Origin of the sequence: Mucilaginibacter gossypiicola (assembly GCF_900110105.1) — a bacterium.
GTDB lineage: Bacteria > Bacteroidota > Bacteroidia > Sphingobacteriales > Sphingobacteriaceae > Mucilaginibacter > Mucilaginibacter gossypiicola.
The window spans coordinates 529,879-556,006 of sequence record NZ_FOCL01000004.1; the positions used below are offsets into that span (position 1 = coordinate 529,879).

The 26,128-nt window shown below is 44.0% G+C and carries 23 protein-coding genes; 14 read left to right on the forward strand and 9 right to left on the reverse strand.

What is annotated here, in order from left to right; translation table 11 throughout:
* Positions 1 to 5: 5 nt before the first annotated feature.
* Together BMX50_RS15905 and BMX50_RS15910 are read right to left on the reverse strand one after the other, a co-directional pair.
* Positions 6 to 776, reverse strand: coding sequence for a hypothetical protein (locus BMX50_RS15905; protein WP_091211517.1), 771 nt, complete (start codon positions 774 to 776; stop codon positions 6 to 8).
* Positions 769 to 1,617: an ABC transporter ATP-binding protein gene (locus BMX50_RS15910; protein WP_091211518.1), complete on the reverse strand. Its 849-nt coding sequence runs from the start codon at positions 1,615 to 1,617 to the stop codon at positions 769 to 771. The genes BMX50_RS15905 and BMX50_RS15910 overlap by 8 nt, the downstream gene beginning before the upstream one ends.
* Positions 1,618 to 1,740: 123 nt before the next feature.
* On the opposite strand from BMX50_RS15910, the gene BMX50_RS15915 reads away from it, so the two are divergent.
* The gene (locus tag BMX50_RS15915; protein ID WP_091211519.1) at positions 1,741 to 1,932 is read left to right on the forward strand and encodes a hypothetical protein; all 192 of its coding nucleotides are present in this window, start codon (positions 1,741 to 1,743) and stop codon (positions 1,930 to 1,932) included.
* Between the two features lie 108 nt (positions 1,933 to 2,040).
* Positions 2,041 to 2,823, forward strand: coding sequence for an exodeoxyribonuclease III (gene xth / locus BMX50_RS15920; RefSeq protein ID WP_091211520.1), 783 nt, complete (start codon positions 2,041 to 2,043; stop codon positions 2,821 to 2,823).
* 294 nt (positions 2,824 to 3,117) lie between these two features.
* Here xth and BMX50_RS15925 read toward each other — a convergent pair whose 3' ends face one another.
* Positions 3,118 to 3,729 carry a hypothetical protein gene (locus tag BMX50_RS15925; RefSeq protein ID WP_091211521.1) on the reverse strand — a complete coding sequence of 204 codons (612 nt, stop codon included), beginning with the start codon at positions 3,727 to 3,729 and terminating at the stop codon, positions 3,118 to 3,120.
* A gap of 484 nt (positions 3,730 to 4,213) precedes the next feature.
* Between BMX50_RS15925 and BMX50_RS34555 the strand changes: the two genes are divergently transcribed.
* From BMX50_RS34555 to BMX50_RS15975, 12 genes are all read left to right on the forward strand, one after another.
* Positions 4,214 to 4,390: a hypothetical protein gene (locus BMX50_RS34555; RefSeq protein WP_167667954.1), complete on the forward strand. Its 177-nt coding sequence runs from the start codon at positions 4,214 to 4,216 to the stop codon at positions 4,388 to 4,390.
* Positions 4,387 to 4,581, forward strand: a complete 195-nt coding sequence (locus BMX50_RS15930) for a hypothetical protein (RefSeq protein ID WP_091211522.1) — start codon at positions 4,387 to 4,389, stop codon at positions 4,579 to 4,581. Before BMX50_RS34555 ends, BMX50_RS15930 begins: the two co-directional genes overlap by 4 nt.
* Positions 4,574 to 5,539: a sterol desaturase family protein gene (locus tag BMX50_RS15935; protein ID WP_091211523.1), complete on the forward strand. Its 966-nt coding sequence runs from the start codon at positions 4,574 to 4,576 to the stop codon at positions 5,537 to 5,539. The genes BMX50_RS15930 and BMX50_RS15935 overlap by 8 nt, the downstream gene beginning before the upstream one ends.
* Positions 5,539 to 6,681: a formylglycine-generating enzyme family protein gene (locus BMX50_RS15940; RefSeq protein WP_091211524.1), complete on the forward strand. Its 1,143-nt coding sequence runs from the start codon at positions 5,539 to 5,541 to the stop codon at positions 6,679 to 6,681. The genes BMX50_RS15935 and BMX50_RS15940 overlap by 1 nt, the downstream gene beginning before the upstream one ends.
* Before the next feature lie 194 nt (positions 6,682 to 6,875).
* On the forward strand, positions 6,876 to 7,052 hold the full coding sequence (locus tag BMX50_RS34560) for a hypothetical protein (protein WP_167667955.1): 177 nt from the start codon (positions 6,876 to 6,878) through the stop codon (positions 7,050 to 7,052).
* Entirely contained in the window at positions 7,049 to 10,138 is a 3,090-nt protein-coding gene (locus tag BMX50_RS15945; protein ID WP_091211525.1) for a SusC/RagA family TonB-linked outer membrane protein, read from the forward strand. The genes BMX50_RS34560 and BMX50_RS15945 overlap by 4 nt, the downstream gene beginning before the upstream one ends.
* 25 nt (positions 10,139 to 10,163) lie before the next feature.
* Positions 10,164 to 11,720, forward strand: a complete 1,557-nt coding sequence (locus BMX50_RS15950; protein WP_091211526.1) for a RagB/SusD family nutrient uptake outer membrane protein — start codon at positions 10,164 to 10,166, stop codon at positions 11,718 to 11,720.
* A gap of 229 nt (positions 11,721 to 11,949) precedes the next feature.
* On the forward strand, positions 11,950 to 12,426 hold the full coding sequence (locus BMX50_RS15955) for a hypothetical protein (RefSeq protein ID WP_091211527.1): 477 nt from the start codon (positions 11,950 to 11,952) through the stop codon (positions 12,424 to 12,426).
* Between the two features lie 12 nt (positions 12,427 to 12,438).
* A complete protein-coding gene (locus BMX50_RS15960) occupies positions 12,439 to 14,274 on the forward strand; it encodes an arylsulfatase (RefSeq protein WP_091211528.1) in 1,836 nt (611 codons plus the stop codon).
* Positions 14,275 to 14,294: 20 nt separating this feature from the next.
* Positions 14,295 to 16,175, forward strand: a complete 1,881-nt coding sequence (locus tag BMX50_RS15965) for an arylsulfatase (protein WP_091211529.1) — start codon at positions 14,295 to 14,297, stop codon at positions 16,173 to 16,175.
* Positions 16,176 to 16,177: 2 nt separating this feature from the next.
* Complete coding sequence (locus tag BMX50_RS15970; RefSeq protein WP_091211530.1) at positions 16,178 to 16,909, forward strand: thioredoxin domain-containing protein; 732 nt, start codon at positions 16,178 to 16,180, stop codon at positions 16,907 to 16,909.
* A 195-nt stretch (positions 16,910 to 17,104) separates the two neighbouring features.
* The gene (locus BMX50_RS15975) at positions 17,105 to 18,712 is read left to right on the forward strand and encodes an arylsulfatase (RefSeq protein WP_091211531.1); all 1,608 of its coding nucleotides are present in this window, start codon (positions 17,105 to 17,107) and stop codon (positions 18,710 to 18,712) included.
* A 50-nt stretch (positions 18,713 to 18,762) separates the two neighbouring features.
* Here BMX50_RS15975 and BMX50_RS15980 read toward each other — a convergent pair whose 3' ends face one another.
* From BMX50_RS15980 to BMX50_RS16005, 6 genes are all read right to left on the reverse strand, one after another.
* Entirely contained in the window at positions 18,763 to 19,725 is a 963-nt protein-coding gene (locus BMX50_RS15980) for a hypothetical protein (RefSeq protein WP_091211532.1), read from the reverse strand.
* A 61-nt stretch (positions 19,726 to 19,786) separates the two neighbouring features.
* Positions 19,787 to 21,052 carry an O-antigen ligase family protein gene (locus BMX50_RS15985; protein ID WP_091211533.1) on the reverse strand — a complete coding sequence of 422 codons (1,266 nt, stop codon included), beginning with the start codon at positions 21,050 to 21,052 and terminating at the stop codon, positions 19,787 to 19,789.
* Positions 21,030 to 22,154 carry a DUF1972 domain-containing protein gene (locus BMX50_RS15990; RefSeq protein ID WP_091211534.1) on the reverse strand — a complete coding sequence of 375 codons (1,125 nt, stop codon included), beginning with the start codon at positions 22,152 to 22,154 and terminating at the stop codon, positions 21,030 to 21,032. The genes BMX50_RS15985 and BMX50_RS15990 overlap by 23 nt, the downstream gene beginning before the upstream one ends.
* The gene (locus tag BMX50_RS15995; protein ID WP_091211535.1) at positions 22,093 to 23,295 is read right to left on the reverse strand and encodes a glycosyltransferase family 4 protein; all 1,203 of its coding nucleotides are present in this window, start codon (positions 23,293 to 23,295) and stop codon (positions 22,093 to 22,095) included. Before BMX50_RS15995 ends, BMX50_RS15990 begins: the two co-directional genes overlap by 62 nt.
* Positions 23,285 to 24,304: a glycosyltransferase gene (locus tag BMX50_RS16000; protein ID WP_091211536.1), complete on the reverse strand. Its 1,020-nt coding sequence runs from the start codon at positions 24,302 to 24,304 to the stop codon at positions 23,285 to 23,287. Before BMX50_RS16000 ends, BMX50_RS15995 begins: the two co-directional genes overlap by 11 nt.
* Positions 24,297 to 25,979 carry a hypothetical protein gene (locus tag BMX50_RS16005; protein ID WP_091211537.1) on the reverse strand — a complete coding sequence of 561 codons (1,683 nt, stop codon included), beginning with the start codon at positions 25,977 to 25,979 and terminating at the stop codon, positions 24,297 to 24,299. Before BMX50_RS16005 ends, BMX50_RS16000 begins: the two co-directional genes overlap by 8 nt.
* Positions 25,980 to 26,128 lie beyond the last annotated feature (149 nt).

Consider the following 26,128-nt stretch of genomic DNA (forward strand, 5'->3'; position numbering starts at 1 on the left):
TTTTTTTAAGCCTGTTTTTCCTTGAGTTTAAAATATGCCGCTATCCAAAACAGCAGTGATATAAGGGGGACTACAATAAAAACCCAGGCAGATTGCTGTGCATTTAAACCAACGGAGTAAAAGTTTATGCCATCCTGGAAATTCAGAAATGAAAAAGGCATTACCGGTTTGATAGGCCTGCCAACAATAAATCTTACAAATACAGTATTCACAAGGATTAGCAGCGCATAAAAAATAAAGAAACTGAACCCTGTTTTTATGAAATGTAGTTTTTCGAACCGGATTGCTCCGTATAACGTGACGGAATGCAGGAATGAAAATAACATCATCACCAGCACAAATTTATCCTGAAACAACGACAGTATTTCACTTTGGTGCCCGGGCCAGGGTTTTAGATTCATCAGTATAAATAATACCAGGTAAAAAACGCCTGTATAAACCAACAGAAATATAATGTACGAATAGATCCAGCTAACCATAAATTTCTCGAGTTGCGATGCAGGCAGGGTTAGTATCGGAATAGCCCTTCGTTTGTCGCCCAGGTCAGCAAAAATGGTGCTTGTAAATAATGGCCCTGCTATCAAAATAAGCACCCCGAATATGGCCATCTGAAAACCTGCATCTACCGGGCCGGGAATCATGTAAAATATAAACGAGCCGCCAAGCAGAAATACCCCCGCTAAAACCGACGCTGACATTAAATAGGTGCGGTAATGCTCTACGGTGTGTTTCATGAACAGCAGGCCAAAGCGTTTTAAATTGAAATAGTTATGCATGGTTTGTAGTTGGTTTTAGTACGTTTAATAATTTGCTGCTGTTGGTTGTTGTGGCATTAAACAATAATTCAAGGTCCATTTTACCGTATTTACCTGCTGTGTTTTGTACAATAGCATACTTGCCCATGAGGGTATCTTCTTCATATAATACATTCATTCCTGTAAGGTCTTTGAACACGCCGAAAAACAATTTATCGGTAAGCTCATCTACAGTATTTTCTATCACTATGCGGTGGTCATCTAAAATCAAAATCGTGTCAATGAGGCTATCCAGGTCTCTCACCTGGTGGGTTGAAATAATAATGCAGCGTTCTTCATTTAAAACCGATGCAATCAATTTTCTGAATTGCACCTTTGATGGAATGTCAAGCCCGTTGGTAGGTTCATCAAGTATCAGTACGCCTGTATTTGTTGCCAGTCCGAAGGCGATGATCAACTTTTTTTGCTGCCCGTATGACATTTTGGTCATCAACAAATCAGGATCAATGTCCAATATTTTGAGGTAGCTGTAAAAATCAGTAATGCTGAAAGCTGGGTAGAAGCTGGCCGTCCGTTCCAGAAATTGCCCGGGTGTTAATGCAGGCACATAAACCTCTTCGGCAATAAAATAAAGGTTTTGCAAGGTAGATACTAATCGTTTTGAGCTTTCTGTTCCGTTAATAAGACATTTGCCCGATTGCGGAAAGGCTAAACCTGCGATATTTTTAAGTAGGGTTGATTTACCTGCGCCATTTTTACCCAGCAAGCCATAAATGTGCCCCGCCTTTAATGAAAGGTTCAGATTTTTAAACAGTGGCTTTTTGCTGTCGTAGCAGAAATTCAAATTAGTTATCTGAATCATGGTTTAGTGTATTAGTGTGGTAGTACACTGCAAATGTAATTAAACATTTTTAAAATGCAAGCGATATTTTTTTATTGGGAGAGGTTCGTGAAAACTAATTATTCCCTTAACAGTTAATAAGATATGTCAAAGAAAAGAACCATGCCAAACGAACCAGATGAGATGCCGGTAAATCCGGAGCGGCCGGAGATCAGGCAGCCTACAGATCCGGGAGAACCGGAAATGCCCGAAGAGGCACCTGAAAATATCCCGAATGAAATTCCCGATACCGAACCAGGTGAGCCAGAGGTTGACCCCGATGAGTTTGAAAAGTAAGAGGGGGGATATTAATTATAGTCATTGCAATCAAGCGTTTGCGTGAGTGGCTGCGCTTTTGTATTTTATAAAGAGGGGGTATATAACCTAAACTGCTTAAATTGCATCATGAAAATAGCTACGTATAACGTAAATGGGGTAAATGGCCGTTTGCCGGTTTTGCTCCGCTGGCTACAAGAAACCACCCCGGATGTTGCCTGTTTGCAGGAACTTAAAGCCCCACAGGAAAACTTCCCCGAACAGGCTATTCTTGATGCCGGTTATAAAGCCATTTGGCACGGACAAAAAAGCTGGAACGGTGTAGCCATACTGGCAAAAGCAGATAAACAAATTACTGAAGTTTGCAGGGCGCTTCCCGGCGACCCTACAGATGAACATAGCCGATATATTGAAGCTATTGTTGATGGTATTACCGTTGGCTGTCTTTACCTGCCTAACGGAAACCCCGCGCCCGGGCCTAAGTTTGATTATAAACTGGGCTGGTTTGAACGTTTGAAAATCCACGCGGCCGGTTTGCTTGCTGCCGATAAACCAGTTGTGTTAACCGGCGATTATAATGTAATGCCAACCGAGCTTGATGCTTATAAGCCGGAGCGCTGGGTAAATGACGCCCTATTTCGTCCTGAAACCCGCGAGGCTTTTAAAACACTGGTAGAACAGGGATGGACGGATGCCATCCGCAAACTATATCCTACCGAGGTAATTTATACCTTCTTCGATTATTTCCGCGATGCTTACGGTCGCAATGCCGGTTTACGTATCGATCATTTTTTGCTGAGCCCTCACCTTGAAAAACGGCTTGTAGCTGCCGGGGTAAACCGGGATGTACGTGGCTGGGAAAAAACGAGTGATCATGCGCCTGTATGGATTGAGTTGAAAGATGCTGAATGATTTACATATTGAATATAGAATAGAATTGTCATCCTGAGTGAGAGAAAATCGGGATCTATAAAGGCGAGATGACATTTGGTGTGGAAGGGCTGTCACCCTGAGCCTGTCGAAGGGTCGCGCTCAGAAGCCCTACCCGCTATGCTTCGACTGGCTCAGCATGACACCTATTTTTTAGTCATGTCATGGGTAGGAACGAAGGGTCTTCTTCACTACGTATGGCAGCTCTACAAATTGAAGAAGATTCTTCGTTTTCGCTCAGAATGACGGACACTTTGGGATAGGAGCGAAGGAGCATTACCTCCTCATACCAATATTTTCATGCACCCATTTAACCTCTTCTTCCGGTGTAACTTTATCTACGGTACTGCTTACCCTGCTAAATGTAGCCGCAGGAAAATCATAAGGTTTGCTATCATCAAAAAACGGGCCTACAACGCCTAATATCCATACGTATTCGGTAGCCCAGTGGGGTGGGTTTACCCGGTACTTAAATACCTCGTAATGTATAAAGTTGCCTCGCCCGTTAAGATCAATAGTAACCCGTTTAATGTATTCAATTTCGTCGGGACAGGCATCCAGTTCGGTAGGGAACTCCAACCATTGGGCCAATGAGCTTTCCGCCCCTTTAATTAGTGTATGGTATTCTTCGGGAAAGAGGTGTAGTTCACCAAGTTCCCTCAAATATAAAAAGGTATCATAGCGGGTAAGCAGGTTTTGGGCGAAGGGCAAAACATCTTCGGCGGTTAGGCCTGCAGCGGATTCTGCCTTTTTATAAAGTGGCAAAATCCTTGCCGATCGTTCTAACTCAAGTTTCTTCTTTTTCTTCTTGACATCAAATAACCTGAAAGCCGCAAACGCTATTATGAAAACGATAATGGTGATTACAATAAGGGTAGTTATATCCATAATGGTATGAATGTAAGCTTTTGTGTCGAATTGTAAAGATTGGCAAAAAAATGAATGCCAATGTAGCTATCCCTCCATTTTTAAGCTCATTTCGCCGCGATATAGCCACATTTTAACGAAAAATGAATTTATTTATATAATTTCTATAGAATTAGTAGTATTTATCAAATCTTTTTTTACATTTGCCTCAGAAAAATTAATCACAATAATCAAATCACTTAAAAGCACCCACCATGCAACCCGAACTTTTACCTAAATACGGCTTTGCTGATAACCAGTTAACTGCTGCTGCTTTTACTCCTTGTTGTTATTCTTGTTGCTGCTGTTAAGGCTGCCTTACCAGGGTTAATCCCTTCTCTATAACGGTGCGTTGACCCGCCCGGAATCCCAGATTTTTCAATTCATCACATTATTTAACGGGCATTGCTGCTTTGTGCGGATTGCTATGCACTGCCTGCATGTTTAATCACTTAATAAGTTCATTATGACCATTAACGACGTTTCCCTAATCGGGAAAAAGGTGTTGGTAGGTGTTATAGTAACCCTCATACCTTTTGTTATCATTTTCGGTGGGCTGTGGCTTGGCCGTAAACTATTGGAAAAAGGCCCTGCAGCTAAGACGGCACAAATTGTTCAACCCTCAAACAGCTTCCCGTTATGAAATTAGAGCAGGCAACTAAGGTACAGATAGCAAAAAATGCTTTGCTGAGCCTTTTTCTGTACATATTACCCATCGTGCTCATGTTTGCAACTTTTGCCATTACCGGCCAACGCCCCTGGGAAAAGAAACAACAGCATAAACAGCAAACAACCTCAAAAAGTAAAACTGTAAACCCTCAAGACAATGATTGATCAGATAAAGCAAATAATAGAAAACCTTAACGGCTATGGCTTTTCCGTTTTGGTGTTGGTACTCGGTGTACTGGAATTTTCATTTGGCCTATATAAAAAACGCTGGAACAAAAATGAAAAATGGGTGGATATCGCCTGCTTTACCATCCCTAAACTGGTAGTGAGACCGCTGGTAGCATACTACAGCTTATTGGTATTACCGGCTGTATTCCCCCTTTTAAAAAACACTTTCGGTTGGGTTCCCTTTTTCTGGGGATGCGCCATCATAGCCGTTGCCGATGATCTTACCCAATACTGGTACCACCGTCTGCATCACCAGGTGCCATGGTTGTGGCGTTTCCACCGTACGCACCACTCGGCATCGTACATGGGTATGGCCATGGCCAGCAGGCAAAATATCATTTATACCATCTTCTTTTCGCAAACCTATTTAACTGCGGCATTAGTTTACCTTGGTTTAGGGATTCCGGCTTTGGTAGTAAAAGGTATTAAAGGTACCATTACTACACTGGCGCATTCAAGTATTCCATGGGATAAGCCGTTTTATCAATATAAAATATTACACCCGCTTGCCTGGATACTGGAACGCACCATTTCAACTCCGGCTACACACCACGCGCATCATGCTGCTACTACCGATGATGGGGTAGGCTATTACAAAGGCAACTTTGGTAACATGTTTTTTTGGTGGGATATCATTTTCGGTACGGCCCATATCTCGCGCCAATACCCTAAAGCATATGGCATTTCACATTATGAAGGTGATCAATGGTATGCACAACTGGCCTGGCCTTTATTTAAATCAAAAGTACCCGGAAGTGAGCTTGCTGCTGATGGCCCTATGGTTAAAGATGATGTGCCTTTGCAGCCTCATCAATACTACAGACCTGATGTTACAGTTGAGCCTGAAGCTGAACAGGTTGATACAGACTTTCAATTACAACCTGTTAAAGCGTAATGAATAAGATTGTACTTATACTTTTTAGTGTTGTAGGGTTTTTATCATGCAAGCAACCGGCGAAACCAGTGGCGAGTATTGCGGTCGCCACGGTTCCCGGTACTAAAAAGAAACTTTGCTGCGAATCAAATATCCCCAACAGGTTTAGAGCAGCGGGACTAAGCGGTGCGGCGCTTAGTTTACCTGAAACCGGTAACACTCATGCCAACCATGCGGGGATGGCGTGGGTGCCGGCCGGCACTTTCAGGATGGGGGCAGATAACCAGCAGGCCGAGCCTGATGAATACCCTAAGCATGATGTAACTGTTGATGGCTTTTGGATAGATAAAACCGAGGTTACCAATGCCCAGTTCGAAAAATTTATAAAGGCTACAGGTTATATCACTACAGCCGAGCGCAAGCCCGACTGGAACGAGCTAAAAAAGCAAATGCCTCCGGGCACCGAAAAACCAGCGGATAGCTTATTGGTGCCGGCATCTCTGGTGTTTGTGCCGGCTGATCATCAGGTTAATCTGAATGATTATAGTCAATGGTGGGCCTGGAAAACCGGGGCCAATTGGAAACACCCACACGGACCGGGCAGCGACATCAAGGGTAAAGACAATTACCCGGTAGTGCAGGTGTCATGGTATGATGCTGTGGCTTACAGTAAATGGGCTGGCAAACGTTTACCAACCGAAGCCGAATGGGAGCGGGCCGCGCGAGGTGGTCTTGAAGATAAGATCTATCCGTGGGGGAATGAGAAGGTAAATGAGGGACAGCCCAAAGCAAATACCTGGGACGGTAGTTTTCCTTATAAAAATACCCAACGCGATCATTACTATTATTTAGCCCCGGTTAGTTCATTTGCACCCAATGGTTACGGCTTGTACGATATGGCCGGTAATGTATGGGAGTGGTGTGCCGATTTATATAACAACAATTATTACAAAACGGTAAGCAGCCCGGCAGGTGTTAAAAACCCCAGGGGCGCTTCCAAATCATATGACCCTGATGAGCCTTATGCCATCAAAAGGGTAGTGCGGGGCGGCTCATTTTTGTGTAACGACAGTTACTGCTCAGGCTACCGCGTGTCGCGCAGGATGAAAACTACCGAAGACAGCGGCATGGAGCACCTTGGTTTTCGTTGTGTTAGCAATTAAAATAATACCCCTAAAATAATTGATTGATCGGCCTGCTTTAACAGGCATAACCAGAAAGGAACATGAAAAAGTAAACAATTACATTCTTCAAATAAGGGAAAAGCAAAGCCTTTCCCTCAGTCATTAAAACAACGAAACAGGGATCGATTGGCGTTGAGCCTGTTTCAATTGAGTCATTTTAATTATTCAAATCTATGCAAAATATTGCAAATGCAGGGATTGGCTATGCGTTGCCTTTTCCGCTGCACGCAGCATCTTTTACGCTGCAAATTATCGAGGATGCTTTTCATCCGCAGCAATTATACAGGCCGTTTAACGCGGTAACTGATCAGTCGTCCGGTTTTTCATCTTTTAAAAACCTGTCGACATGAAAAAATTACTATTAATCCCATTCGTGCTGTTTATCGCTTTTCCGTTGCTAACCATCGCGCAGCAAACTCAGCCCCTTATCAATTCACACCTGGTTGGCCGTGTAATAGATAGCGCCACCCGCGAGCCTTTGCCCGGTGCAGTGGTTAAAATCCAGGGTACCACTCACGTGGTTTCAACAGATATTGAAGGCAAATTCAGCTTTATAACCGGCCAGAAATTTCCTTATAAACTCATTATCACCTTTACCGGCTATGAAAAGAAAGAGTTTATTGCTGATGGTAGCCCGGTTGAAATTAAACTTAAAGATGCCCAAACTCAGCTAAACCAGGTGGTTGTAGTGGGGTATGGCTCACAAAAACGTAAGGATATTACTGGTTCAGTAGCTTCAGTTCCGGCATTGGCTTTAAAGCAACCGGTTCCTTCGCTCGACAGGGCTTTGCAGGGCTCTGTATCGGGTATCCAGGTAACACAAGCTACCGGGCAGCCGGGAGCAGGCGTAACAGTACAGATCCGTGGCGTAAACTCTATCAATGCTGTTGCCGAACCATTGTATATTATTGATGGTTTCCCAACATCAAACAGCAACTCGCTCACCGACGCGGGGGTAACCAACGGCCCGAAGATCAATCCGCTGGCATCTATCAATACTTCGGATATTGAAAGTATCGAGGTTTTGAAAGATGCTTCGGCCACAGCTATTTATGGTACGCGTGGCGCAAATGGTGTTATCATTATCACCACCAAAAAGGGGAAAGCCGGTGTATCGTCTATCAATTATGACGGTAGTTTCGGTAAGCAGGAGGTAATTAAAACCTTGTCGCTGCTTAATACACCTCAATGGGAAGCTTTACGTAACGATGCGCTGGTAAACACTGGTAAAACCGCTCAAACAGAGGCTCAGCTAAACCCATATAACGCCAATACCGACTGGCAGGCTGCCGCTTTCCGTAAGGGAACTTCGCAAAATCATAGCCTTTCAATATTTTCTGGTACCGAGCGCACGAGACTTGCTTTTTCCGGCAATTACTTTAAACAGGACGGTATCCTGCAAAATACCAACTTTGAACGTTATGCCGGCCGCGTTAACGTAGAGCATGATTATAACGATAAGTTTAAGATCTCGTCATACATCACCGGCAGTCGTACTACTGCACAAATTGCTCCGCAGGGCGTGGTGCCTGCCATATTGCTGATGACGCCAACCACACCGGTTTACAATAGCGACGGCTCATTCTTTATCAAAAACGTATTTGAAGGTACTTATGGAAACCCAATCAATACATTATATAACCAAACCAACACCACTACCACAAGCCGCATCTTAGGTAACATCGCGGGCGATTATAAGATTACCGAAAACCTTACAGCAAGGGTATTGGCCGGTGTGGATATCATCGACAATAAACAAAACCGTTACCTGCCTTCTACCGTCTACGAGGGATCAGGCTACTCGGGCTTGGGCGAGGTTGGTACGCTAAACTCATTTAACTGGCTTAATGAGAACACGCTTACCTACAACAAAAAATTTGGTAAGCACTCATTAAATGTGCTGGCTGGTTTCACACAGCAGCAGTTTAAAGCCGAGGGCTCAATCAATGGGGCATCAGGTTTTGTGAGTGATTATGACACTTTTAACAACCTCGGGTCGGGTAGTGTTACTTCGGTGTCTGGTAGTGGTTTTGCAATTGCACCATCTTCGTCGTCAAATACCTGGGCTTTAAAATCTTATCTGGGCAGGATCAATTATGGTTTTAACAGCAAATATTTGTTAACCTTAACCCTGCGTGCCGATGGTTCGTCGAAATTTGCCCCTGGCCATCAATGGGCATCTTTCCCATCAGCTGCCGTAGCCTGGAATGCATCGAGCGAAGATTTCCTGAAAAACGTAACTGCTATCAGTCAGTTAAAACTGAGGTTTAGTGCCGGTCAAACCGGTAACAGCGATATCCCTGCCTACCAATCGTACTCGCAGTTAGGGTACTATCGTTACAATTTTGGTAACTCTACGGTTGCAGGCTTCGCACCCAATAGTTTATACAATCCAAATCTAACCTGGGAAAAAACCACCCAATACGATTTCGGTTTCGACCTGGGCTTGTTTAAAGACAGGGTTACTGTAACGGCAGATGTTTATTATAAGAAAACCACTAACCTGCTGCTTTACCTGCCCTTGCCGGCCACAAGCGGTTTAACTATCATCACCAATACAGCTATCACCAACCCGCAGCAGTATGAAAACGTAGGCTCGGTGCAAAATAAAGGTTTTGAACTGGGTATTAACTCCCATAACCTTGTTGGCAGTTTTGTATGGAACACTAACCTGGTATTTGCCCTCAACCGCAACAAGGTGCTAAGCCTTGGCGGTAACGGTGTTAATCAGTTTATCCCCGATTCATCCTTACCATCGATCATTAAAGTTGGCGAACCTATAGGCTCGTTCATCGGTTACAAAACCAATGGCCTTATCCAGGCCGGCGGACCAGTACTTACCCCGGCTGCTAATACTTCACCTGGCGGTCAAAACTACCAGGATATTAATGGAGATGGTAAAATAACACAAACCGGCGATAGGGTGATCCTTGGTAATTCGCAGCCTAAGTTTACCGGGGGCATTACCAACACGTTTGCTTATAAAGGTTTTGACCTGAGTGTGTTTTTACAGGGATCATACGGCAACAAGATCTATAATCAGCAAAGAGGTGTTTTGGAATTAGGAACAGGCTATACCAATGCCACTACTACCTTGTTAAACCGATGGACACCAACCAATACCAATACCGATGTACACAGTGCATACCAGGACCCGGCGGCAACTATATCCGACAGGTTTGTAGAAAATGGTTCATACCTGCGCCTTAAAAGTCTTGGTTTTGGTTACACCTTCCCGCAATCGGTACTTTCCAGGTCGCCTATTAAGAAAGTCAGGATATACCTGAGCGCGCAAAACCTGGCAACCTGGACCAAATACACCGGTTACGATCCTGAAGTAAGCAGCAACGAGCAATCGGCCATTACGTCGGGAGTTGATAACGGTGCTTACCCGAACAATAAATCTGTAATAGTTGGCATAGGGGTTACCCTGTAAAGGCTGCACCTTGATTTTTTAAGATATGAAGACGAAAAATATTAAATACCTTATTATACTGGTTGCTCTTGCCGTGGTTTCATGCGCCAAGCTCAAAGAAGACCCGCGGTCGTTTATTCCGGCAAGCCAGTTTTACAAAACACAGGCCGATGCTGTGGCCGCAGTTACTGCAGCCTATTCATTGCTCAATGGCGGCGCAAACACCGTACAAACACCTTACAACACCCTTTTTAATACGGGTATGAATTTTATGGGCGATGATGAAGGCCCGGGGCCAGGTGCTACCAATGCCGATGTACGTTCACAATCGGTATTGGGCCATTCTGCTTCCGGCTTGCGAATACTGCAGATCTGGCAGCAGCATTATGCGGCTATCAAAAAGGCTAATATCGCCATAGATACCATCCCTGATATCAAGTTTGATGCAACGCTAAACAAAAGGCTTGTTGCCGAAGCTAAGTTTTTAAGAGCGCTGTATTACTTTAACCTGGTAAGGCTTTATGGCGATGTACCTTTGGTGCTGCATGACCAAACATCTATTAACCTGTCTGATTTACAAGTGCCGCGCACAGCGGCAGGTACAGTTTATGCGCAAATAGAAACCGATTTGACTAATGCTGCCGCCGATTTGCCCAATAGATACACCGGTGCTGATGTTGGCAGAGCTACAGCAGGCGCAGCATATTCCTTATTAGCTAAAGTCTATCTTACCGAACGTAAATGGGATAAAGCCGTTACGCAGGCCGAAGCAGTGATCAATGGCCCATACGGGTACGATCTGTTTGCCAATTACGCCGATGTGTTTTTACCGGCTACCGAAAATGGCAAGGAGCATATTTTTTCGGCGCAGTTTAAATCAAATTCGCAGGGGCAGGGTAATAACCAGGCACCGCGATCAATACTGAACGGTATCCCGGGGATGGTGGGTAGTTATGCCGATCAGGTGGTGTTTTACTCAGTACCGGATGCTACGAAACCTAACGGTGTAGATAAGTTCTTCAGTATTTATAAGTTGTATCCGGCCAATGATAAACGTAAGCGGGTAAGCTTTGTAACGCGCTTTCAAAGCCCCACTACCAATCTTTGGTATGGTAAGCTGAATGATGCTACAATCCCTAATGATTCAATCCCATTCTTTAATAAATATTATGATCCGAGTGTTGCATCAAACGAGGCTGAATCAGGAGCTAATGTATCTATCATTCGCTTTTCGGATGTGCTGCTGATCCACGCCGAAGCCGAGAATGAACTGAACGGACCAACTGCTAAAGCTTATACCTCAATTAACAGGGTGAGGAAACGTGCCGGACTTGATGACCTTGCCGGGCTCGATCAGGCTTCATTCCGTAACGCGGTTTATTTAGAACGCAGGCTGGAGTTTGTATTTGAATACCAGCGCTGGTTTGATCTGATCCGCGAACGCGATGCTTCAGGTAACGGCATATTGGAGGCATCTCTGCTTAAAGTTGGTAAAACCAATGTAAGTAAGGGGGCGGCAGGCAAATTCTATTTGTTCCCGATACCACAGCAGGAAATTGATAACAGCAATGGTAAGCTAACACAAAACCCTGGCTGGCAATAGAAGCTGATGAACTGAGCGATGCGGGGCAATGGCCTGCGCGATTCTCTTCTCAAGAGGGGAGCAAGGAATTTTAAACTCAATAACCTGGCAAGTTCAAGCGTCCACGCTTGAATTATTCGAAGTAGGAGTGTCCACGCTCCGGGTTTATAGTAAGCGTGGACGCTTACCATGGATATAATTCAAGCGTGGACGCTTGAACTTGCGAAAGATGATTTAAAAGCGATAATCTATGAAAAAGATAACAATGTTCCTGCTAATCCTGGCTGGCCTCGTCAGCAGGGTATCGGCACAAAGCGCCCCTATCGAAAGTGGCTCGCACGGCATCGACCCAAGAGTAAGCGCCGCCGTTTTCCAGGTACTTGACGAATACATGGCAACCTTTAATGCCAAAGATTTGAATGGTTGGGAGGCTACTTACCAGTTTCCGCACTACCGGCTGGCCGGTGGCAAAATGTCGGTACTAGAGAAAGCTGGTTTGCGCGATTCGGCTAAAGTATTTGGCGAGTTGCAAAAAGCAGGGTGGGACCACAGCCAGTGGGACCATCGTAACATTGTGCAGGCATCCGCAGATAAAGTGCATGTGGATACTCGCTTTTCGCGCTTCCGTGCCGATGGCACTCTGATAGGGCATTACGAGTCACTATACATATTAACCAAAGAAAACGGCCGCTGGGGTGTAAAGTTCCGCTCCAGCTACGCCGAATAAACCTACATACACATGAAAACAAAAAAAATAACATTGTTGCTGTCGCTTGGCTTGCTTGCAGCATTTACAGCCAAAGCACAAAACGGACAAGCACCGGCATTTGGCGGTACGGTGGGTAAAACGCTTGATGATTCGAAGGAGTGGTGGCCCGAGCCTCATAAAGCGCCCGCCGGCGCGCCAAACGTATTATGGATCATTTTAGATGACGTAGGCTTTGGTGCTACAAGCACCTTTGGCGGCATCATCAAAACTCCCAATTTTGATACACTCGCCAACAATGGTTTGCGTTACACAAATTTCCACACGGCAGGGATCTGCGCACCAACGCGTTCGGCTTTATTGACTGGTCGTAACCACCATTATGTTCATGAAGGTGGTTTTTCGCATGTGAGCATGTCGGCGGGTTTCCCGGGATATGATGGACGCATTCCATCTGATAAGGGAACTATAGCCGAGATTCTGCGTGAGAATGGCTACAATACCTTCGCTGTGGGCAAATATGGGTTAACGCCGGATGAAGATGCTACCGATGCCGGTCCGTTTGACCGCTGGCCTACGGGCAAAGGCTTTGATCATTTCTTCGGGTTTTTAGGCTCGGCAACTGATCAGTATAAACCCGACCTGGTAGAGGACAACGCTCATGTAACACCGGATGGCCGCCACCTTACCGATCAAATCACGGATAAAGCGATATTTTATTTAACGCGCCAACACAAAGTAGCTCCCGATAAACCATTCTTTTTATACTATGCACCGGGCGCTACACATTCACCTCACCAGGTGGCAAAAGAGTGGAGCGACCTGTACAAAGGTCAGTTTGATAGCGGCTGGGACGATTTCAGGGAGAAGGTTATAGCGAGGCAAAAACAATTGGGTATTATCCCTGCCTACGCCAAATTGCCTGAGCGTAACTCACGCATCCCGGCATGGAAATCATTGCCTGATGCAGAGAAAAAACTGTACGCCCGTTTCATGGAAGTTTATGCCGGATATTTGACCTATACCGATCATGAAGTTGGCCGTTTGATCAATCACCTGAAGCAGAGCGGTCAGTTGGATAATACACTGGTGTTTGTAATTATTGGCGATAATGGCGCAAGTAAAGAAGGTACGGTTCACGGTGTTATCAATCCTAAAAAGAACTCGCCCAAACTGGCTACCGAAGAAGCTTTTCTGAAAACCAATATCGAGGATATTGACGATATCGGTACTCCACAAGCCAGCACCAACTACCCACTGGGTTGGGCACAAGCAGCCAACACGCCTTTCAAATACTGGAAACAGGATGCCAATTCTGAAGGTGGCACCCGCAACCCGCTGATAGTTTATTACCCTAAAGGCATTAAGGATAAAGGCACCATCCGCACCCAATACGGGCATGTGATTGACGTATTGCCTACTACGCTTGAATATACAGGCATTAAACTGCCCGAATATATCCGTGGCATTAAGCAGGATACTTTGCAGGGTACTTCATTGGTGTATTCATTTGATCATCCGGAAGCGAAATCAAAACATGTTTTGCAGCACTATTACATTTTTGGTTCGAGATCTATTTATAGCGATGGCTGGAAGGCCGAAGCCGCACACCACCCGGATAACGTGGAATTGGGCGATTTTAAAGTTGGACAAAACGTACCCGATAAAAGCTTTGATGAGGATACCTGGGAATTGTATAACCTTAACGAAGATTTTAACGAGCGCATTGATCTCGCTAAAAAATATCCCGAAAAGTTAAAAGAGCTGAAAGCTGTATTTGAAGCACAGGCCCAAAAGAACAACCTGTATCCGTTCATCGACTGGTATGATGTGTATCACCAGCGTATCCACAAAAATTATAAAAAGTAACCAATTAACCATTTACAATTATGAAATACGCTTATCAACGAATTGTCGCCTTATCGGCAATAGCCGTAGCGTTCAGTGTGCCTGCCTTTGCCCAATTGCCGCAGGTTAAGGTGACGCCCGCTAATATAGCGCCCATCGATCCTGCCAATTACAAGGGTGTGGAAGGCAAAACGCTTGCCGAATCAAAAGAGTGGTGGAACAAACCACTCAAAGCGCCCAAAGGCGCTCCAAACATTGTCTGGATTTTGCTGGATGATGTGGGCTTCGGGGCATCAGGAACTTTTGGTGGATTGATCAATACGCCAAATTTTGACACGCTGGCTAATAATGGCTTACGCTATGTCAACTTTCATACTGCAGGTATCTGTGCACCAACACGTTCATCGCTGCTTACCGGGCGTAATCACCATTATGTACACATGGGTAACTTTGCACATGCATCGACAGCTGCGGGTTTTCCGGGCTATGATGGCCGGATCCCGCCAGATAAAGGCACTATTGCCGAAGCTTTACGTGCCAATGGCTACAGTACTTTCGCCGTAGGTAAATGGGGGGTAACGCCTGACGAGGATACTACAGCCGTTGGGCCGTTTGATCGCTGGCCTACCGGTAAAGGTTTTGACCATCACTTTGGTTTCCTGGAATCGGCTACCGATCAGTATAACCCGCCGCATTTGGTGGAGGATAATTTCCACATCAAACCGGATGGCCGTAACCTGAATGAGCAGATCACTGATAAAGCCATTGCTTATATCGATGCAGCTCATAAGGCGGCACCCGATCAGCCTTTCTTTTTATACTATGCACCGGGAGCTACCCACGCACCTCACCAGGTAAGCCACGAATGGAGCGACCTGTATAAAGGCAAATTTGATGAGGGATGGGATGTATACCGTGAAAAAGTATTTGAAAACCAGAAAAAGGCAGGTTATATCCCTACTTATGCCAAATTGCCCGAGCGTAACGAGCGTATCAAGGCCTGGAACAGCCTGCCTGCCGATCAGAAGAAATTGTATGCCCGGTTCATGGAAGTTTATGCAGGTTATTTGACCTATATCGATCACCAGGTGGGCCGCGTGATCAGTTACCTGAAAGCTTCTGGCCAGTTTGATAATACATTGGTTTTTGTGATGATAGGGGATAACGGCGCCAGTAAAGAAGGAACCGTACACGGTGTGATCAATCCAAAAAACTCGGCAGCAACCACACTTGAAGCCGACTATATCAAAAGGAATGAAAGCGATTACGAAACCATCGGTACGCCCGAAGCTTCAACCAATTATCCTTTAGGCTGGGCTCAGGCCGCTAATACGCCGTTTAAGTACTGGAAATCAGATGCTGATGCCGAGGGCGGTACCCATAACCCGCTGATAGTTTATTATCCGAAACTCATCACCGAAAAAGGCGGCATCCGCACGCAGTACAGCCATGTATCTGACGTATTCCCAACTACTATTGAAGCTGCTGGGTTAAAGCTTCCAGAGTACGTTAAAGGCATTAAGCAGGATACGTTGCAGGGTAAATCATTCTTCGGTTCGTTCAATAATGCGCAGGCAAAAACATTGCATACACAGCAGTACTATTACATTTTTACTTCGAGGTCGATATATAAAGATGGTTGGAAAGCCGAGGCTGCACACCGCCCGGATAATGTGGACCTGCTAAACTTTCCGAAAGAGAAAACTATCCCCGAGCGTAATTACGATAGGGATGTTTGGAAGCTTTATAACCTGAATGAGGATTTTAACGAGCGTATTGATCTTGCCAAAAAATATCCTGAAAAGTTAAAAGAGCTTAAAGATCTGTTTGATGCAGAAGCCAAAAAGAACCATATCTATCCGTTTATTGACAGGGACGATATCAACAACAAAAGGATCCACAAACTCGAAAACAACAATTAACCATGAAAAACTTAAAAATTGTATTACTGGCCCTGCTGGTAGTTTTCACAGGCGAAGTAAAAGCGCAATCGCCTGCTTTATTATCGCTCGAAGCTTTCGCGGCTAAACTAAAACAGGCAAAAGAACCGCAGATCCTGGACGCCCGTTCGGCGGAGGAGTTTGTACAAAATCATATCAAAGATGCCGTAAATGTTGACGCAAAAGCGGCAGACTATCAGCAAAAACTGGATGGCTTGGATAAGGAAAAGCCAACCTTTGTTTACTCAATAGCTAATGGCCGCAGCACAGTGCTTTCGCGCGAGTTGCGGGCTAAAGGATTTAAGGATGTTGAAGAGTTACCCGGTGGTTTAGCCAACTGGATAGGTTCGGGATATCCAATTATTTCTACCACAAAAAAAGGAGTTTCATTATCAAAAGCCCAATTTAACGAACTGGCAGCTTCATCGCCTTTGGTGTTGGTTGATTTTGGGTCGAGGTATTGCGGGGCCTGCAAAAAGTTGGTGCCTGTATTGGATTCGCTCAAAGCAAATTCAGCTTTTACTCCGAAGGTGATCAGTATCGAGGTTTATGACAATACCAACTTAGCAAAAGAGCTAAAGGTAAATGTATTGCCAACGCTGGTGCTGTATAAAAACGGTAAGGAGATTTGGAAAAAGCAGGGCTTTTCGTCAACTGCGCAGGTTATTTCAGCTACAGAATCAGCAAAAAATCGGCTGGCTGCAAGTGGCAAATAAAGTCAATCTATGTTAATCAGAAGCTGTTTAAAAACGAAAGTATTCATTGCCGTTGGTTTTAACCAACGGTGATGAGAATTGGAAATTTCTGGCTTTAGCCCAACTAAGCGAGCGGATTTGGGCTAAAGCCATTTTATCGCCGCTCACTATTCCGTTGGTTAAAACCAACGGCCATGATGTTTTATTTGTCTGTAAATGAAATTATTAAAATTAAAACAGTTTCTCAATAAAATCGGCTACGTAATCATCTCCATATTTTGCGCGGGGCCTGTATTTGGGCAGGCCCCTAAGCAAAAGCCCAATATCGTTGTCATTTTAGCCGACGATATGGGCTTTTCTGATATTGGCTGCTTTGGTTCGGAGATCAGCACGCCTAATATCGACAGACTTGCCCGCGAAGGTCTGAAGATGACACAGTTTTACAATGCCGGCAGATGCTGTCCATCGCGGGCTGCATTATTAACCGGGCTGTACCCGCATCAGGCCGGTGTTGGCGACATGGTAAAATACAAAGGCTCTCCCGCTTACCAGGGTTACCTGAATGACCATAGCGCTACCATTGCCGAGTTGTTAAAAGATAATGCAGGTTATAATACCATCGTATCAGGCAAATGGCATGTTGGGTTGCAGCAATCTGCATTAGCTTATAACCGCGGGTTTGATCAATCATTTACCATGCTGAACAACGGGAGCAGTTATTTCAACTCGGCACCGTTGTATAATGATGGCAGCAAGATCACCTTTATGCTGAATGATAAGGAGATCACCCGCAGCGATACTTCAAAATATCTTACACAAGCCATTACCGACTTTGCGATCAAATCATTGAATGAAATCAAGGATCAGCAGAAGCCGTTTTTTATGTACGTAGCTTACAATGCCCCGCATTGGCCTATTCAGGCGCTGCCACAGGATATAGCTAAATTTAAAGGCCAATATCTTAAAGGCTGGGATGTGTTACGGAAGCAGCGTTATGAAAAACAGTTAGCTGCCGGTATTATTAAAAAGCAATGGCAACTATCAGCAAGGGATAAACGCGCCTCTGATTGGGATTCATTATCTCCCGAAGAAAAAGACAAATGGGATACCCGCATGGCCATTTATGCCGCCATGGTTTACCGGATGGATGCTTGTATAGGTGAGATTCTGGCTAAACTGAAACAGTTAGGAAAAGATAAAAATACCATCATCCTGTTTGCATCCGACAATGGAGGCAGTGCAGATGAGGTGAAGAGCCTGTCGGCTGTGATACAAAAGGACGGAACTCCCGGTTCTGTAAATTCAATTGACAGTTACGAGATTCCCTGGGCAAACGTAAGCAATACGCCGTTTAAGTTGTTTAAACGCAATACACACGAAGGGGGTATAGCAACGCCGTTTATTGCCTGGTATCCGGGTCATATCCTGCCCGGAAGCAGTAATAGTAGTCCCGGACATTTGATTGATTTGATGCCTACCTGCCTTGACATTGCCGGAGTTAGTTATCCAACGCAATATAAAAACAGGCAGTTAACGCCATTGGCAGGTGTCAGTTTGCTCGATGCCTTTAAAGGGAAATCATATACCGGTAATGAAACTTTGTTTTGGGAGCACGAAGGCAGCAGGGCTATAAGAAAAGGCCGCTGGAAACTGGTTGCAGAAATCGGCGAACCCTGGGAATTATACGATCTGGAAGCAGATCGTTCTGAAATAAATAACCTTGCTGCTCAATATCCCGATAAAGTTAAAACCCTTGAAACGGAATATTTGGAATGGGCCAAAAAAGTTGGCGTTGTTGATTGGAATACTATTAAAGGGTTGTAAAACAGCAAGCAGGCCTGAAACCAGATGAGCGTTTCAGGTTTGCTTATTAGCTATTGTGCTATCCGGTCTTCAAATTCCTGCAATAGCATAGAAACCTTGACCCGGTACCGCTCTATTAGTTTCTTTTGAAAATTTTCGGGAGATGGTTTAGCGAAATGTTTGCTTGCGGCCATACTCATTACATTGCCACGCATGTTCAATTTTTTCATTTCGGTTTTCTTGTTCCAACGGCCCGATGTTATTCGCATTAATGTATTATCCAGCCAGTTGCCAAAAGAGTTATTGAGCAGTCGTTCTATAAAGGCTTTATACCATGGCTTTTTTAACGGTTTGGCAGTAGCAAGGCGCATGCATTTATTGGGCAGGAAATCATGCATCCAGGCATTGGCTTTGTAAAAATTTTCAAAGGTAACATCGCCTTCAAGCGGAATAATAGTTGCCACTTCAATGGCTGTATAAATGTTTTTTTCAACTATCTGTGGTTTGGCTTCGTCAATGTAGTAGTTCATGCAGTAGTTATGCTGTTTGCCAACCAAAAAAGTAAGCTTCTTAAACATATGCATAAACGTACGCGCAATCCAAAGCCGGTTACGTTCGGTGATGATGAAAAAATCGATGTCTGAGTTGTCATCGGCACAATTTTTTGACAGCGACCCCGATATACCTACGCCGCGTACGTAAGGAAACCTGATCAGGAAAGCGCCTACTTCTTTAGCCTTATTGATCAGTTCGGCTGCTTTTTTATTCCCTTTGTTGCGCTTTACCGCAATCATATAGTCGTTTTTGAGCGAATAGAACCTATCGAAATGGAACACCAGCTTATTGGCAACAAGCTGATCAAGAGCTTCGGTAAAATCATATTGCCCATACTTATTCTCTAAAAACAAGAATATTTCGCCATATGTCAGCGGATAATCCCACAAATCAAAATAAGCAAGGGTAGCTAAGATATTGTTCCGGGTATTCAACAAGCGTTTATTGTTTTGTTCAATTAAGGTGGCTATACTTTTCACGTCTTTGTATATATAATGATGACGTACCCTTTATGGCTTTGGTTGCCTGCTAACAAAGTCGTTACACAATATTTTTAGCTTGATTGCCGGTAGCCTGAAGGTTTGCGGAAAATATTAATAATGAGAAAAATACACTATAGAAAAAAATGCCCTTGTCTACATCTAAAAAGTTTTCGGAAAAGGAAACAGTGGTTATAATGATCATAAAAGCCATTAGCATCAGGTCGCGTTTTGCAACGGCCGCCCTGATGCCAAAAACCAGTACAAACAGGTAAACCAATAAGCCGGTGATTCCCGATTTAATAAAGAAACTGATGAACTGGTTATGAGCGTTTAAGCCGGCCAGGTATGAGCGGTAAAATTGATGATCAAAAAATGGGTCCTTAAGCAAGCCTACCTCGGTACCGGCACCATGACCAATAACCGGGGATTGCGCGCCTACACTAATAGCTACACCCCAACGGGCCAGCCGCGGGTCGGTAAGACCAGGACCGGTAGATTCGCTAAGGTCTTTTCTTAGCTCTGTAACATACCTTTCGCGGAAGGCGCGCATTGTAAAAATGCCTGCAACCACTACAGCAAATATCGATGTAACTACGGTAACATACCTTAAACGTACCCGTCCACTTAACATAAACCAGGGAATGATCACGTTCAGAATAATCATTACAGCTGCAAATATCGATTTTGAGCTCAGTTGGATAATGCCCGCGGCCAGCAGGCAACTGCACATTAGATAAAATACCCTAAGCTTTGGCGAGCCCTCTTTTATAAACACATATAAAAGGTAAACCAAAGCTATCGCTATCTGCATCGAAAAAAATGTGGCGTGGATTTCCAGCGGTTCTGAAAAATTATGATTGGTAAACGCCGGCGATACCAAAGCTTTCAATGGTAGATGGTAGTATCTGATGGTAATTAACGCTTGTAAAAAGAGATACACAATGGTAACTGTACATCCAATGGAAAATATCAGTAACAGGTTATGTTGGTATTTTTTTATATCCAGCGGATTAAAGATAAAGATTAATGGAATAAGCAAAATGGTAACCTGCCTGCCTAACTCTGTAAAAGCTTGTGGTTTATTGGTAGTATAAATCGTGCTCAACAGCGTTACAAAAAATACTGCCGTTAAAGCAAAGTTGGTTTTGGTTAAAACAGGCTTGATGTTGTTTCTACGAATCTGGATAATAGTATGCAAAGCCAGGCCTATCAACAACAGGTGGCTGTAAAACATATTGAACGGCAGGCTCAGCAAAAATAACATCAGTAGGTAATAGCTGATCCTGTTATTCAGCGTATCATCAGGCTTTAGCAGCTTTTCCATGTTGTTCCTGGTAACATTGCAATATAAAATCCTCGTAGTCGTTGATCACTACTTCCCAGTTAAACTGGTATTGTATTTTGTAAAGGTTGTTTTTCACCATTTCGCGTTCGGTATCCTTGCGCTGTACATTCTCAACCAGGTGCCGAACCTCATTGGCATTATCAAAATAAAAAGCATCAGAGTTGAGTACCGATTTATTGAAAGGGTTATTATGGGCGGCGATGAGCGCTTCGCTGGCCATGGCTTCAAGCAGGGATGGGTTAGTGCCACCTACGCTATGCCCGTGAAAATACAGATAACTGTTGTTCTGCAGTGCACGCACCACCGAGTTGTCAAAATTGGCGCCTTTAAATTGTATGCGGTCGTCGTTTTTGAAGCGGTGGGTTATGAATTTGCCAAAACGGTTACTGGTATCACCCAAAACCATGAAGCTTTTTTGAGATGAACTGCTGTTAAAACCCTCTAAAATGGTTTCGATATTGTTTTCGGGCTCCATGCGGGCCATCAGCAAAAAGTAGTCTTCCTTTAATACTTCGCTTTTATCAAATTGCTCGCGTTCCTGATCCGAAAAAAGATCGGCACCATAGGGAATATAGCGGCTGTCAACCTCATATTTATCTTTAAGATATGACCGGATCACCCTTGAATCGGAGATGTAATACTGGCTATGCTTTACGGCCAGCTTTTCGGCGTATTTAAGGAATTGTTGTACCGGTTTTGAATACTTGGAGCGTTTCCATTCCAGCCCGTCCATATTGGTAATGATAACGCTGTTTGGCGGATAAAGGTGGCCCCAAACCGAGCTGCTGGTATAACCCATAAGCAGCACCACATCAAACTTGCGTTTGCGGGCGTCCATAAGGCAGTTAAAATCATAGGCAAACTGCCCGGCGGTGCCTACAAGATACTCCGGATCATAACAATGCACAATGTTAACACCATTCCAGGTGTCGGATGTGTAAGGGTGGTTATGCGAGTTATAAACAGTAACCGAATGCCCTTTTTTTACCAAACCGGCCGATACATATTCAGAAATATGTTCAAACCCGCCATAGTAGTTCGGGATGCCCCGCGTGCCTAAGATCGCTATTTTTAGTTTCATGACAATGGAAGTTTGCTTGTAATAAGTTGTAAAATATGATACCGCTTTTTTGCCAGTGGTACTGTTGCTCAACATGTTTGGCTACCAGGCCGGTGAAGGCATAACCTGGAGGTTGTTGAATTGCAAGCGCCAGTTTTTGCTCAAAATCTACCTGGTTTGCCGGATTAAAAGTATATGGCTCAAAAAAACCGAAGTTTTTCATAGCCGTTTCTGACGAGCACAACACGGGCGCTCCGCAAATGGCAGCTTCAAGTGGCGGAATTCCAAAACCTTCGGCTTTTGAGGGATAAACGAACAGTCTGCATGCGCGGTAAAACGCCGCCAGATCGGCCTGTTCTGCCTGTGGTATCCACCTGAAAAATTGTCTTTGTTCCCGCGTAAGGCTCTTGATAAGCTTGGTTAACCCGGTTGTTTTTATTGACGCTTTGCCAATGAACACCAGGCTGATCCCTTTTTCATAAAGCTTTAATTCTAAATATTTCTGAAGTAGTAATAGATGATTTTTGCGGGGTTCAATACGACTGGTATACAGGATAAAATCCCGGATGCCGAATTTTTTTGCTACCCAATCTTCGGCTTCCTGTTTTGATGCCTGGTATTGTAACAGCGAGTTACTTACCCCATTGCGGATGATGTGTACTTCATCGGCAGGGATTTGGTAATAATCGCAGATCCGGGTTTTTGAATAGTCGGATACCGTGGTTTTGATATCGGCATTTTTAATGCTGCGGCCAAAAAGGTAATTACGCGTTATGCTGAACAGGATAGGAAAATCTTTCCTGAAATCATTAAAAAGCATATCGTGCATGGTGACGATATACTGGCAACCAGCTATTTTTTTAGGGCTGATGTATTGGAAATGCGCAAAATCAAACCTGTATTTTTTGATGTAAGCCGGTATGTCGAAAATGAAACGCAGGATGTTTACTCCCCGGTTTTTATACGGCAATATATTTTGCGGAGGCAATAGCGGAAACTGTTTGCGAATGTTTTCGGTATCGCGGGCACCGATATAAATATCTATGTCCGGGCGTTCGGCTAACAGATGGTTGTATAACTCGCGTATAAAAGTTTGCGCCCCCTGAAATTCTTTATCAAAGGAGTGTGCATCTACAAACAGTTTGAGTTTTTTAGCTGCCATAGTTTAACTCCTTTTGATTTAAGACAGCGGTTGGCACTTCGGCTTCTGTGAAACGAAAATTGCCTTTACCTAATTGATATAATTTTTGCAATGTGCGCTCGGGCAGAAATGTCAGCAGCAGTAAAAAGTAATTCTTAATATGCAGCGGACTAATTGACAGCGTTTTGATCAAGTTTTTTCGTGCTTTTTCAGGCTGATAATTATTCCATAAGTATTTTTTGCCGATGAGCGCATAGTAGGCCCCTTTTTTGATTCGTGGAGACAACTGCTTAATACCAATCTCTGATAACTGCTTTCCTTCGGCTTCAGTTATGCTCAGCTTGCGCAGGGTATTGTATTTGATTTGCCTGAATTTTCCTGTCCGCCATTTTTCATCAATGGTAATAGATTCGGCATTGAGCCTTACTTTAATGAGTGGCTGATTAAGGTTAAATGCTTTTTCGTGTCTGAGGATATCGGCCCATAAAAAATGATCTTCAAAGGTATAAGCCAGCTCATTATAGCCGCCCGCGTTTAATACGGCATCGCGCTTGTAAAATACGCTTGAATGAATAAACGGACAGATCTTGTAACTCAGCTGCCTGATTTCGTTGTGATTCAAGGCATCGGGTTGCCAGGTAAATATCAGATTGCCCCGAACATCAGTGTAATCAACTCCCGATCCAATTATACTGTAATATGGATGCGAAGTGATAAAATCATACTGCACCTGCAGCCTATAGGGATAACATATATCATCGGCATCAAAGCGGGCAATATAAGGTGCACGGGCATGACGTAAACCGTTATTAAGCGCTGCGGCTACGCCCTTGTTTTCCTGTGTTAAAACCGTTATGCGCTCATCGTTAAATGAATTAATGATCTCAATTGTATTGTCGGTAGAGCCGTCGTTTACAATAAGTAGTTCAAAATCGGTGAACGATTGTTCAAGCACAGATGCAATGGCTTCGCGGATATATTTGCCAGCGTTATAAGCAGGCATCAATACAGTAATTTGGGGGCTAAGCATAGGCAAGCTCCTCCGGCACTGTAGTTTTGGTTTTCAAATCGGATGTTGTGGTTTCTTTTATATTAAGGAATAGCATCAATTCAAAAAGTACGAGTACCGAAAGTTGCTCGAACCAGTAATCGAGAAAAAATATTCCGCCTACCATCATAATTATGGGTAAACCATAACTGAACTTTCTGTAATGCCGCGCAAAAAAGCCGATATAAAAAATGATGAGGGCAAGTAAGCCCAGGATGCCATATTCACTCAGCATTTGGTCATAGGTAGAGTAGGGGTTATTGCGTACCGAACGGAACTCGGCATTTTTGCTGAAGAAGCTCAGGTACAGATCAAAATGGTTGCGCATAAATGCCGGGTTGATGTAGATATAGTTTTTGGGATAATCGCCCCTGATGCCTGCGCCCGCTGCTCTAAAAGCAATCTTGGAAGAAAAGTTTCCTGCTCCTAACCCTGTTATGCTTTGCAGCGGATGAGCAACGAGGTAGTCAAAAGTTTGTGCGGCGCCGGTAATTTTGCCCGGTAATGTTGGCCTGAAAGGTTCAATATGGCAAAGCGGCAATTGGGCCCAATGAATTGCAATACAATCAATCAGTTGTTGCCTGTCTGGCGTCATTTCGCCAATGTTATAAAACTCGGCAAAATGAGTATTGGGTTCAGGGATATATAACCTGCCATGATCAGTAAGCGGCAGGCCTTTGATCTTTTTTTCAAGCTCGCTCAGTTTTTCGCGGCGGGCTTTTATCACGCTCAGGCTATCCAGGTAATGCTGAGCAAACTTGCTGCGCCTTTCGTCTCTGCTTAATAAACTGTTTGTATTGGCCGATGTACTGTTTACAGTCGTAATTTGCTTTTCAGGGCGATTTTCACGCAGGGCGCTTGCGGTAACTTCGTTAAGGTATTTCCCGTTTTGCGGTGATATTTTAGCCATAGAGATGATGTAGATCATCAATGCCACCACGATCATACTTTTTTGACTACGTGTAGTTCTGAAAATAAATATGAACGCCAGGATAAGGAGGAATAAAACAGTGATGAGGTTACTGTAGGTAAGTACCAGCGTGCTCATACAAACAATCATCATGGCCAGGTTGCGCTTATAAATAAAATAAAACACACCGAAAGCGCACATAACGGCGTTGGTTGAAGAAAGATCAAAGCTAACACCCATCACATCATCGCCTGTATTGATAAAATAGCGCTGGTGCATCCCCATATAGGCATAGGGGTTAATACTTTTGATGATCCAGATAATGTGTATCAGGTTTACCGCCGAAAAAATTGCGTTAATGACAAAAAAGATAATCAGCGTGCGATAGATAGTCTCCGCATCCGTTTTATCAACCATTAGCTTAACCTGGTGAACCGCCAGTATGGCCATTGTCCAGCATAATAATGCCCAACCAAAAACAGGGATATAATAAAGATTAATAAAGTTTTGGTTGATGATAGCAGCAATAATGGCGATAGGGAAAACGAGCAGATAAAATAAAGGGATTCTTGTGTTACGAAGCTTAAACCCAAACCTGAAGTTGAACTGAGTTAAATAAACAAAAAGCAGGGCCACTATTTTAAAGGGAATACGCACGTTGATGAACAGCAGCAGGAAAATGAGCAGCCGCCAATCGGCATAAGTTTTCCACCTTTTAATATCAAAACCCGGCAAGCTGATTGTCATTATTCCCCTTGTATTTATTGATGTCTATTCCCGGTTTTGCAGGCCCGTTCGTTTAAATAGGTTACGTGTCAAAAAATAGAATGGTTGCCTCGGCATTGTGCCGATATATGCAGATATTTAACCGGTTTATAAAAATGTTACAGGCAACC

Excerpts from the sequence above, each read along its gene's own strand:
- BMX50_RS15975 (WP_091211531.1), top strand. The coding sequence starts at position 17,105 with ATGAAATTATTAAAATTAAAACAGTTTCTCAATAAAATCGGCTACGTA.
- BMX50_RS34555 (WP_167667954.1), top strand. The coding sequence starts at position 4,214 with ATGACCATTAACGACGTTTCCCTAATCGGGAAAAAGGTGTTGGTAGGT.
- BMX50_RS15965 (WP_091211529.1), top strand. The coding sequence starts at position 14,295 with ATGAAATACGCTTATCAACGAATTGTCGCCTTATCGGCAATAGCCGTA.
- BMX50_RS15935 (WP_091211523.1), top strand. The coding sequence starts at position 4,574 with ATGATTGATCAGATAAAGCAAATAATAGAAAACCTTAACGGCTATGGC.
- BMX50_RS15990 (WP_091211534.1), bottom strand. The coding sequence starts at position 22,154 with ATGAAACTAAAAATAGCGATCTTAGGCACGCGGGGCATCCCGAACTAC.
- BMX50_RS15955 (WP_091211527.1), top strand. The coding sequence starts at position 11,950 with ATGAAAAAGATAACAATGTTCCTGCTAATCCTGGCTGGCCTCGTCAGC.
- BMX50_RS15945 (WP_091211525.1), top strand. The coding sequence starts at position 7,049 with ATGAAAAAATTACTATTAATCCCATTCGTGCTGTTTATCGCTTTTCCG.
- BMX50_RS15970 (WP_091211530.1), top strand. The coding sequence starts at position 16,178 with ATGAAAAACTTAAAAATTGTATTACTGGCCCTGCTGGTAGTTTTCACA.
- BMX50_RS15930 (WP_091211522.1), top strand. The coding sequence starts at position 4,387 with ATGAAATTAGAGCAGGCAACTAAGGTACAGATAGCAAAAAATGCTTTG.
- BMX50_RS15940 (WP_091211524.1), top strand. The coding sequence starts at position 5,539 with ATGAATAAGATTGTACTTATACTTTTTAGTGTTGTAGGGTTTTTATCA.
- BMX50_RS15910 (WP_091211518.1), bottom strand. The coding sequence starts at position 1,617 with ATGATTCAGATAACTAATTTGAATTTCTGCTACGACAGCAAAAAGCCA.
- xth (WP_091211520.1), top strand. The coding sequence starts at position 2,041 with ATGAAAATAGCTACGTATAACGTAAATGGGGTAAATGGCCGTTTGCCG.
- BMX50_RS15905 (WP_091211517.1), bottom strand. The coding sequence starts at position 776 with ATGCATAACTATTTCAATTTAAAACGCTTTGGCCTGCTGTTCATGAAA.
- BMX50_RS15925 (WP_091211521.1), bottom strand. The coding sequence starts at position 3,729 with ATGGATATAACTACCCTTATTGTAATCACCATTATCGTTTTCATAATA.
- BMX50_RS15985 (WP_091211533.1), bottom strand. The coding sequence starts at position 21,052 with ATGGAAAAGCTGCTAAAGCCTGATGATACGCTGAATAACAGGATCAGC.
- BMX50_RS15995 (WP_091211535.1), bottom strand. The coding sequence starts at position 23,295 with ATGGCAGCTAAAAAACTCAAACTGTTTGTAGATGCACACTCCTTTGAT.
- BMX50_RS15950 (WP_091211526.1), top strand. The coding sequence starts at position 10,164 with ATGAAGACGAAAAATATTAAATACCTTATTATACTGGTTGCTCTTGCC.
- BMX50_RS34560 (WP_167667955.1), top strand. The coding sequence starts at position 6,876 with ATGCAAAATATTGCAAATGCAGGGATTGGCTATGCGTTGCCTTTTCCG.
- BMX50_RS16005 (WP_091211537.1), bottom strand. The coding sequence starts at position 25,979 with ATGACAATCAGCTTGCCGGGTTTTGATATTAAAAGGTGGAAAACTTAT.
- BMX50_RS15915 (WP_091211519.1), top strand. The coding sequence starts at position 1,741 with ATGTCAAAGAAAAGAACCATGCCAAACGAACCAGATGAGATGCCGGTA.
- BMX50_RS15960 (WP_091211528.1), top strand. The coding sequence starts at position 12,439 with ATGAAAACAAAAAAAATAACATTGTTGCTGTCGCTTGGCTTGCTTGCA.
- BMX50_RS16000 (WP_091211536.1), bottom strand. The coding sequence starts at position 24,304 with ATGCTTAGCCCCCAAATTACTGTATTGATGCCTGCTTATAACGCTGGC.